The 8849-nt window shown below is 47.7% G+C and carries 9 protein-coding genes; 6 read left to right on the top strand and 3 right to left on the bottom strand.

Features of this window, described 5'->3' with window-relative positions; translation table 11 throughout:
* On the top strand, positions 1–238 hold a 238-nt coding region (locus tag S1OALGB6SA_RS07065; RefSeq protein WP_148084049.1), incomplete at its 5' end, for an NAD(P)(+) transhydrogenase (Re/Si-specific) subunit beta.
* A 169-nt stretch (positions 239–407) separates the two neighbouring features.
* Here the strand turns inward: S1OALGB6SA_RS07065 and S1OALGB6SA_RS07060 are convergent.
* A complete protein-coding gene (locus tag S1OALGB6SA_RS07060; protein ID WP_230204486.1) occupies positions 408–2660 on the bottom strand; it encodes an NADP-dependent isocitrate dehydrogenase in 2253 nt (750 codons plus the stop codon).
* A 198-nt stretch (positions 2661–2858) separates the two neighbouring features.
* Here S1OALGB6SA_RS07060 and eda point away from each other — a divergent pair, with 198 nt between their 5' ends.
* Positions 2859–3536, top strand: coding sequence for a bifunctional 4-hydroxy-2-oxoglutarate aldolase/2-dehydro-3-deoxy-phosphogluconate aldolase (gene eda, locus S1OALGB6SA_RS07055; protein WP_124032991.1), 678 nt, complete (start codon positions 2859–2861; stop codon positions 3534–3536).
* Here eda and surE read toward each other — a convergent pair.
* Positions 3533–4336 (bottom strand): 5'/3'-nucleotidase SurE, encoded by an 804-nt coding sequence (surE, locus tag S1OALGB6SA_RS07050; protein WP_124032990.1) that lies wholly within the window; start codon positions 4334–4336, stop codon positions 3533–3535. The genes eda and surE overlap by 4 nt on opposite strands.
* Before the next feature lie 154 nt (positions 4337–4490).
* On the opposite strand from surE, the gene nadR reads away from it, so the two are divergent.
* Together nadR and S1OALGB6SA_RS07040 are read left to right on the top strand one after the other, a co-directional pair.
* A complete protein-coding gene (gene nadR / locus S1OALGB6SA_RS07045; protein ID WP_124032989.1) occupies positions 4491–5537 on the top strand; it encodes a multifunctional transcriptional regulator/nicotinamide-nucleotide adenylyltransferase/ribosylnicotinamide kinase NadR in 1047 nt (348 codons plus the stop codon).
* Positions 5538–5621: 84 nt separating this feature from the next.
* Positions 5622–5969, top strand: a complete 348-nt coding sequence (locus S1OALGB6SA_RS07040) for a hypothetical protein (protein ID WP_124032988.1) — start codon at positions 5622–5624, stop codon at positions 5967–5969.
* On the opposite strand, the gene S1OALGB6SA_RS07035 is transcribed toward S1OALGB6SA_RS07040, so the two are convergent.
* On the bottom strand, positions 5966–6802 hold the full coding sequence (locus S1OALGB6SA_RS07035) for an SDR family oxidoreductase (RefSeq protein ID WP_124032987.1): 837 nt from the start codon (positions 6800–6802) through the stop codon (positions 5966–5968). The two genes, S1OALGB6SA_RS07040 and S1OALGB6SA_RS07035, sit on opposite strands and share 4 nt — an antisense overlap.
* Positions 6803–6909: 107 nt before the next feature.
* On the opposite strand from S1OALGB6SA_RS07035, the gene S1OALGB6SA_RS07030 reads away from it, so the two are divergent.
* A complete protein-coding gene (locus S1OALGB6SA_RS07030) occupies positions 6910–7821 on the top strand; it encodes a 2-oxo acid dehydrogenase subunit E2 (protein ID WP_124032986.1) in 912 nt (303 codons plus the stop codon).
* A gap of 97 nt (positions 7822–7918) precedes the next feature.
* Positions 7919–8842, top strand: a complete 924-nt coding sequence (locus tag S1OALGB6SA_RS07025; protein ID WP_124032985.1) for an ACP S-malonyltransferase — start codon at positions 7919–7921, stop codon at positions 8840–8842.
* Positions 8843–8849: the final 7 nt, after the last annotated feature.

Here is an 8849-nt window from a genome sequence, read left to right as displayed (position 1 = left end):
TGTTATTGGGGCGAATGACGTGGTGAATCCTGCTGCTCGCAATGATGAGAATTCACCACTTTATGGAATGCCTGTTGTGGACGTGGATAAGGCGCGAACGGTGATTGTGTTCAAACGTTCGATGAATCCCGGCTTTGCAGGCATCGACAATCCACTCTTTTTTGGCGAGAATACACGCATGCTTTTCGGAGACGCCAAGTCTTCCATCCAATCGCTGGCAGCTGAGTTCAAGGATTAGAGGTGCAAATCGGTGAATTGCTTAATTGGATAGGAATGCCAAAGATTGAGTGCTTGAATCCAATGACTGGCGGGGTGAGGAAGTTCTCCAAGGAGAGAGCCAGCCTCTGAACGGACGACGTATCCCAGAATTCACGCTTCCAGGCCCGCGATTTTGCTGATTGAAGAATTTATCCTACTTGGAGAGGGTTAGATACGGAATTGTCCGTTCCCATGGCATTGATTATTCTGTTAAGGGTGGGACTAGGCTGCATAATGGCTTTCAGGGCGCTTGGATTTGGCATGTAATAACCACCCAGGTTGACGGGCTTGCCTTGAACTTGTGCGAGTTCATCGATGATTTTTCTTTCATTTTCGAGCAAATTGCGAGCAGGATCGAGAAATTTCACTCTTAGTTTGGTATTTTTGTTCTGCTCCGCGAGGGCCCGTGACCAGTAGACGGCCAGGTAATAGGCGCTGCCTCGGTTATCAAGTTCGCCGCATTTTCGTGAAGGAGACTTTCGGTTTTCCAGGAGTCTGCCAATGGCTGTATCGAGAGTTCCAGCCAGTATCTCGGGTTCGGGTTTACCCGATGTATCGGCCAGGTGTTGGAGGGAAGCGGCCAGTGCGAGATATTCGCCACATGAATCCCAGCGTAAATGATTTTCGCTTTGGAGCTGTTGGACATGCTTAGGCGCGGAGCCGCCAGCCCCGGTTTCGAACATCCCGCCGCCACTCATTAGCGGCACGATCGACAGCATTTTGGCGCTTGTACCGAGTTCGAGGATGGGGAAGAGATCGGTGAGATAGTCGCGCAGTACGTTTCCTGTAGCCGATATGGTGTCTTTCCCTGCGGCAACACGCTCCAAAGTCATCTGACAGGCCTCGAAGGGTCTGGCTATTCTGATGTCAAGCTCCCTATCGCCTTGAATATAGCGATTGACTTTTGTTATCAGCTGCGCGTCATGAGGTCTCTTTTTATCCAACCAGAAAATCGTTGGAGTTTTGGTTCTTTTAGCTCTGGAACCCACGAGATTTACCCAGTTTCTAACAGCTGCATCCTTTGTTTGGCAGATTCGAAAGATGTCGCCATCCTCGACATTCTGCTCTAAAAAGCTTCTTCCGTTCGCATCGACGGCTCGGATAATACCCGCGGCAGGGGCGATGAAAGTTTTGTCGTGCGATCCGTATTCCTCAGCTTTTTGAGCCATCAGGCCGATATTGGATACGCTCCCCATTGTGACCGGATCGAAGGCGCCATTTTTGCGGCAGAAATCGATGACACACTGGTATATAGAGGCATAGCTTCTATCAGGTATTAGTGCCTTGGTATCGTTAAGGCTGCCATCCCTGGCGTACATTTTCCCCGAGGCCCGGATTAACGCCGGCATGGAAGCATCTATAATCACATCGCTTGGTACGTGGAAGTTTGTAATTCCCTTCTCGGAATTCACCATCGCGAGGGGAGGGCGATTTTTGTAGGCAATTGCAAGTTCGGTCAGAATCTCCCGTCTTTGTTTAGCCTCCAATTGGGTGATTTTACTTTCGAGCTGAGCCAATCCATCTTCAGGAAATACACCGAGTTTTTTGAAGATGGCCTGGTGTTTCTCGAAGAGGGGTTTAAAATAAACCGATACCGCGTGGCCGAATATCACGGGATCGGAAATTTTCATCATAGTAGCCTTTAGATGCAGTGAGAGTAGTAAACCCTTTGACTTTGCATCAGCCATTTCCAGTTCGAAGTACTCCCTAAGGGCTTTGCGGCTCATCACTGCCGAGTCAACTATTTCACCTTTCTCGATGGGCGCGGGGGGGCGAAGACGGATGGATTTACCCTTGTTTGGGACGAAGTCGATGTGAAAGACTGTTTCATGTTCCGCAGAAATGGATTTCTCGCTGCCGTAGAAATCTCCATAAGACATACTGGACACATGGGTTGCTGATGTGGAAATCCAGGGCCCCATTGGATGGGGGTGCTGTCTGGCATAGCGTTTAACGGCGGGGGGAGGACGTCTGTCGGAGTTCCCCTCTCGGAGAACCGGGTTTACGGCGCTGCCTTTGATTTTATCATATTTCGCTCGAATTGACTTTTCTTCCTCATCCTTGGGATTTTCAATGTATAGGGGTACATGGTAATTTTTTTCTCGGAGTTCCTCTATTGCCTGTCGGATTTGGGGAACTGAGGCACTAATATTGGGCAGTTTGATTATGTTAGCCTCGGGTTTGTTAACCAATGTTACGAGGTTGGCCAGTGCGTCGTGAACTTTTTGCTCTTCACTTAGATATTCGGGGAATGCGGCGAGAATTCTTGCAGCTAGAGATATGTCTCTTGTCTCAATTTCTATTCCGGCGGCGCGTGTAAAGGCCTGTATAATCGGCAACAGGGCATGGGTTGCAAGCATGGGAGCCTCGTCGGTTAACGTGTATATGATTCTTTGCTTCACCTTGTGTGATAGTTTAGAGTAGCCGCAGTAGTTCAGCAATCGAAAGGAGTTGAAACTTAGTTTTAATAGTCATCTCATTTTAGTGAAGTATAAAGACAGCACCATCGGGCCAACCAGGACGAATCAATGTTGACTAACCGGGGCGATATCCCACTATAACATTGGATTCGTAGAAAGCAGATAGCTGATCGGAGGACAATGTTGTACGAGGCTTTTTTAGCAAAGATTGCGAGTTATGGGATTATTCCCGTTGTTACTCTCAATGATGTCAGGAGCGTCGACGGGCTTGCGGGAGCACTCATTAGCGGGGGACTCCCTGTCGCTGAAGTAACTCTTCGTGTTTCTGAGGCACTTGAAACTATCAGAATAATGTCAAAACGGGGAGATCTTCTGGTGGGCGCCGGTACTGTGCGAACACTCGATCAGGCCAGGGCGGCGCGGGACTCGGGTGCCAGTTATCTAGTGAGTCCCGGATTCAACGAGGCTGTGGTGCATTGGGCTATAGACCAACAAATTCCCATCCTTCCCGGTGTGGATTCAACTCTTGGTATCGAAATGGCCGTCGCGAAGGGGCTGAAAGCGCTTAAATTCTTTCCCGCCGGTACATCCGGTGGCCCAGCAAAGCTCAGTGCTCTACATGGGCCATATAATGATGTTCGCTTTGTGCCCACTGGTGGCATCGATGCTGGTAATCTGGATCGATGGTTAACTCACCCGGCGGTAATCGCGTGTGGTGGGAGTTGGATGGTGAGTATGAAACTCCTGGAGAATAAGAAATGGGATGAGGTGGAGTGCCTTGTGAAAGAGGCCCTCGCCATTGCCAGTCGGCATACTGGCCTTCGTGCGGAAGAAGGAGCCGGCTGGACGACTGGTTAAAGCAGTTTATGAATTTCTTCCAAACGAATTCTAGATGACATATCCAGGCTCAATGGCGTGATAGCCACCTCCTTCCTTTGGTAAAGAGCAGTCAAATCATCACATGGCTGTCCGGATTTGCCGGGGCGAGGACCTTTTTGTCCAATGGTTTTACCCACTGGCGTATCGAACCTTGCACCAGGTACAAATCCCCACCAACCAGGTTCGCGAGACTGCCTGCATACCCGCCAGGAAGTAGTCCTGTCGACTGTATCCGGTATATCCACTTTGATGATGTCCACATCCTCGGGCCAGATGGCAACCAATAATTGCCTTACTGCGCGCTCCAGTACTTCCTTTGCTCCTCTCCAATCCACATTTCCGTAGGTGTAATGATATTCATAGGGCACTTCAAAAGAAACCGCCAATGCTCGTATGCCCCAAATAGCAGCCTGTATCGCCGCCCCAACAGTTCCTGAGGCACTGACATTGGTGCCCAGATTTTCACCATAATTGATGCCCGACACCATCATATCCGGCCGTCGCTTGACGCACAGACATTGAAGTGCATGGCGAACCGTGGTTGCAGGCGAGGCATCAAGGCACCAGGCTGTAACATCATCACCTGCAACTTCCAGAGTGCGTGATTCAAAGATGGCTTCTGGAGATCCCTGGAGCGCGCGTCCAGTCGCCGTTTGTTGAAACTTGGGTGCAACCACAAGGATATCGGCAAATAATACCAATGCTTCTGCTGCCGCCACCAAACCCGGGGAATCAATACCATCATCGTTTGCAAGTAGTATCAGAGGCTTTTCTGCCATATATGATATTTTGAAGTCCTCACTAAGAGCCGAACTCGTAATCGTTAAGCGCCCAGGTAGCCCAAAAGCGTTTAACTCTTTTCATCGCGGGTTAATTCCCCTATGTTCCGATTGCATAATAGACTAAGAGGGTTTTGTATCGAAGAGGGATTTTATGTTGCAATCGTTAGAGCATATCAAAGGAACAGTTGGTTTTATCGGAGGGCGTTTTCTTCCATTTCACCGTGGCCACATTTTTGCAATCATCGAGGCGAGTAATCATGTGGAGAATCTTTATGTTGTTCTCAACTCCAGCGATGAGGACGAACGGGTTTGTAAGACAGACGGAGTACAGCCTATGCCGGCAGAATTGAGACTGAGTTGGATTGGTGAATGTTTAAGCCAACTTGAGAATATACGGATACTTCATATCAATGTGGAGAATTGGGGAAAATCGGATGATTGGGATGATGGCACGAAGGCTGTGAAAAAGGCCATCGGAAAACCTATCTCCCATGTGTTCAGCTCGGAACACGAGTATGATGAACTCTTCGATAAGTATTATCCCGAAGCCGAGCACATTGTTATCGATATTCGAAGAGATGTCGTTGCAGCGCATTCGGCCGCCGAGATCCGTCAAAATCTCTATGACTATTGGTGGCTTCTTCCTAAGACAGTGCAGGCATTTTTTGTTAAGCGGATAGCTTTGGTGGGTACGGAAAGCGTGGGTAAAACCACTCTCACCGAAAAACTCAGCAAATTTTATAATACGCCCTATGTACGGGAAGTGGGCAGGGATTATTCTTACCGATACAGCAATCAATTGACTGAGGAGCACTTCGATCAGCTGGCAATGGAGCATTTTCTGTTAACCGAGAAATTAACCTTGAATTGCAACAAACTCCTGCTGATTGATAGTGAGGCGGTTGTAACACAATACTATTTGGAAATGTACTTTGGACGACGTAGTGATTTGATCGATCAAATTATCAGACGGCAGAAATTTGATCTCTGGCTTTATTTGGAACCTGATTTGGAATGGGTTAGCGACGGTCTGCGTTTTGCTGGTGCTGAGGAAACAAGAAAGAAAAACAATGTGCATCTTAAGGAAATGCTTGCGGAGTATGAGGTTAGTTATCGAGTTATCAGTGGCGATTACAATGATCGATTTGTTGAGGCAAGGGATGCTATAGATGGGCTCTTTGAATCGAGTAGTCCCTGATATACAGATATACTGGGAAATGCCGTGTCGTGTTTCAGGGTCGCCCGGCTTGCAAAAGCATTTGCGTTGAATTATCTTGTCTAAATGGCTCTAAACATCTATAGTTGGAATGGGCCTATTAACAACAAGGGAGGAATTATCGTGCCGGATTGGAAGAAAATTGAAAACAATATCGTAAAGGGAATCAAAGATGGGGTGACCGTCGTTACAAAGAAGGCCACCGAGGTGTCTGCCGAGGGACAGAGAAAGATAAATGTACACAACTTGAAGCGAGAAATTCGAGAACAAATGGCCACTCTTGGCGAGGAGGTCTACAAAATTGAGAAAAAAACACCGGGAACAATAGCTGATGAATCAATCCAGAAGATTGTGAAGAATCTCAACTCCACTCACAGGAAGCTCAAAAAGCTTGAGCAAACGAAACAAGCCTAGGATGTGGCCTTCCGCTTCCTGACATAACTAACTTCCCTGTCAAACTTCCTGTATACTAGCCTGGGGAAAAGTCTGTAGGTAAGCCAACCTGTCTTACCCATCGCTCCCGGAATGATAAGGAACTTTTTGCTTCCGAGTTCTTTTACAAGCGCTTTTGCGACGGCCTGAGGACTCATTATGGAGGCATTTCTACTGATTCTCCGAGTTTCATCCGGTTTCGTTTTGTTTTCGGCAGCGAGCTGAGGCGTGTCGGTATCCTGGGGACAGAGCACTTTCACGTCTATGCCATCTGATTTGAATTCATTGCGCAGACACTGAGAGAGGCCGACGAGGGCGAATTTGGAAGCCGCATATGCGCTATATCCGTAAGTCCCCACAAGCCCGGCAAGCGATGATACGATTGCAATGGTCCCTTTCCCCTCGGTTTTCATACGCGGAACCACGGTGCTGAGTATATTCCACGTTCCACCAACGTTCACATCCATGGTTCGTTGGAAAATTTCCCGGGTTATTTTTTCGAAGTGGTTCGGATGGGCGATTCCGGCTCCTATGTAGCAGAAATCCGGGGTTCCGGTTTTATCAAGAAGAGGGGGTATCATCCTGTTCACCTTGTTTGCGTCGGAAACATCCAACGAGAGAGTGTGAATTTGCACCCGGAACACATTTTGCGCTGCTATTCGCTCAAGCCCCGTCTTTGCCTTAGCCAGCAGCTCTTCTCTACGTGCAACGAGAATCACTGAAGCGCCATTTTTTACGAGTTCAGTTGCTACAGCAAGTCCTATACCACTAGATCCACCGGTTAGCAGGGCTAATTGTACTTTCATTGCCATCATTTCTCCCACTTCACCATATCACATTTGGAAGTACGGTGTGTTTGAATTTCATTGCCGGATTCGACCGTTGTCTTCCAAGTAATTCTTTTTCAGTGTATTTTGCTTGAATGTTCAAGAAGCGTTCTGATGGCACTTATCTTGGAAATATTCCGCCACATACCAGAGTTGCACCCTTTATAATGCCGTCGCGTGTTGGCGGAACTATTTTTTCAGAGCAGGAAATCGATATAACTGATACTCTGTCCTTTCTGCGTAAGTTTAACAGGCAGCAGGCGACGGAAAACAAAGACAAGGTTACTTTTTTTCAGCTTTTCATTACTGCGCTTGTGCGAATAATTGCGCTTAAGCCGAAATTAAACCGCTTTACCATCGGTTACCGAATGTGGCAGCGTAATTACATCGGTATCAATTTCATTGCGAAAAAACGACTAACCGAAGATGGGGATGAGATATGGATTTTGGGAGATTATTCGCCATTTACAGCTCTTAGGGATGTAGCTGATACATTTAAGGAACGCCTGAGGGAGGCAACTAGAGGTATAGGAAACAATAGTGAAGATCTAAATGTGCTCTTATTGAAATTTCCGCGCTTCGTTATTCGATTTTTGTTTTGGTTGCTTAGGAAATTTGATTCGTGGAATATGATGCCTCAATTCCTGATGAGAGGCTCGCCATTTCATGGTTCTGTTTGTATCACAAACGTTGGCAGTGTGGGCGTGGAGGCGCCATATCATCATCTCTATGATTTCGGCACCTGCGGTCTTTTCGTTTCGCTGGGAATTGTTAGACGGGAGTGGCGGCCCGATTCAAGTGGAAAAATGAGGCAGAGAGATGTTGTAAAGGTTGTATATACTTTTGATGACAGAATCTGTGACGGTATATATAGTGGACGGGCTATAATGCTCCTAAAAGATTTAGTAGAGAAACCCGAAGCACTTCTGAAGCAACCCGCGCTAGGCAGGGCTGATTTGAAAAACCTGTCGTTAAGGGATTACCCCCTGGAACTAGCCAATTTCTAAGGCGAGGGCAGGGATGTGATGGATGATTGCGAGAATTGAGCGTGGAGTGTCCATTGATGAAGGTATGTGTTCGAGACCAACAAAAAGGTGAGGAAATATGACTTGTTATCTTTTCCCCGGACAAGGCGCCCAGTATCCTGGTATGGGACGCAATCTTTACGAACACAGCACGGAAGTGAGACTGCTTTTTGAAGAAGCGTCGAATAATAGCGGCAAGGATTTTGCAAAGCTTCTTTTTGAGGGCTCCGAGGAGGAGTTGAAATCCACGGATAATACTCAGATTGCTGTCACCTTGGTGAATTTGGCATCGTCACAGGTTCTTTCGGAGCGTGGAATTGTTCCGGATATCTGTGCCGGCTTCAGTTTGGGAGAATACTCGGCGCTTTACCAGTCGGGAGTTATCACACGAGGCGATTTGTTCTCGTTGGTGCAGCTGCGAGGTGAGATAATGGAAAGGGCTAGTCGCGCTTTGGATTCTTCTGAAGGCTCAGCGGGCATGATGGCGGTGATCGGCTTGGAGCTTGATAGCGTTGAGGCCGCCATTGCGGACATTGAGTCTGTCTATGTTGCCAACCATAGCAGTCCGATCCAGGTGGTACTTGCGGGTACTGACAAGGCCATGTCAGTTGCTGAGATTAAACTAAATGAGGCGGGGGCTATTAAGATTGTGCATTTGAAGGTATCTGGCCCTTTCCATTCTCCGTTGATGGCTGCGGCGAGGGAGGAATTCTCCGAGCATATAGCGAATACTCGATTTTCCGATCCCACTATTTCGGTTTTTGTCAACGTTACTGGGAAGTCGCTGAGGAGCGGGGAAGATGCGAAGAAGTATTGCCTTGAGCAGTTGATTTCACCGGTTCAATGGGTTGCTTCGGAGCGAGGCATCATGGAATTGTTTCCTGAACGTGTTCTTGAAACCGGTCCGGGAACTGTGTTAAGCGGGCTGTGGAAATCACTGCGGAATGGTTTGAAATGTGTGGCTGCAGGTACTCTTGAATCGATTAACAAGCTAACTGATTAGGAATATA

This window comes from Olavius algarvensis spirochete endosymbiont (assembly GCA_900608495.1).
GTDB lineage: Bacteria > Spirochaetota > Spirochaetia > DSM-2461 > DSM-2461 > UBA2779.
This window is presented reverse-complemented; position numbering and strand designations above follow the sequence as displayed.